Consider the following 943-nt stretch of genomic DNA (forward strand, 5'->3'; position numbering starts at 1 on the left):
TTAGTCTGGAAGATCTCAGCTCCACGGGTTAGAAACTCCCGTTTCCACTTTGAAATCATTTGTGGATGAACTTCAAAACGCTTTGTCAGATCGCTCAGAGTCTCTTGTTCTTTAATCGCTTCAATAGCCACTTGTGCTTTGAAGACCGCACTGTGTTTCTTTCTACTCTTTTTCATAATGGATAAATTTAATCGTTTCTATTAAACTTAACCAGTGGTATGAATTTTAGGGAGTATTATAATACACCCAGGGTCTCCCAGGCATGCTCAGAGATGAAATCAGCCAGCTCGGGATGGATATCCTGATAATCTTCCGCAAATTGATCCATTACAGCCTTGGCATCCTCATACCTCTCACAAGCCCAAGCCTTACTCAGCCTCAGGTTTACATCATCTCGCCGGCTTTTAGGAGCCAGATCGGTGGCATTTACCCTGAAGTGATACTGGCAACGCTGCCATACGGATCCCGGGAAATACTTCTTTATGGCCGGGTGGATCCCCGGGTGGGCATCACTGGTAAATAGCAGCACACCCTTCAATCCTCTTTCCTTTAATCCACCAATGAACCGGTCCCAGGAATCCCCACTCTCTGACCAGGATGTATCTATCCCCAGTACATGGCGGTGTCCCTCAGAATCAATCCCAATGGCGATCTGAACAGCAATATCAATGATTTTATGATCAACTCGACAGCTTTCGTAACGGGCATCAACGATAACGTATGGGAACTCTTTCCCCTCAAGAGAACGATCCCGCCAGGCATCCAGCTCTGCATCTAGGTTGGTTGTAAAGCGGCTGATGGAAGTGTGGGAAAACTGCTTCCCCATCAATACCTCGGTAATCTGCTTCATCTTTCGTGTTGATACTCCTTGCAGATAGGCCTCGGCCAGGGCTAATACAAGGGCTTTCTCACTTCGTTGGTATCGCTCAAGAATCGAAGGGTA

1 protein-coding gene is annotated in these 943 nt (G+C 46.8%); it reads right to left on the reverse strand.

Annotated features, from left to right (window positions below; genetic code table 11):
- Positions 1 to 235: 235 nt before the first annotated feature.
- The coding region (locus P1P86_16585; protein ID MDF1576804.1) for an IS256 family transposase at positions 236 to 943 on the reverse strand (708 nt) is incomplete at its 5' end.

The sequence above is a fragment of the Bacteroidales bacterium genome, assembly GCA_029210725.1.
In the GTDB taxonomy this organism is placed as follows: domain Bacteria; phylum Bacteroidota; class Bacteroidia; order Bacteroidales.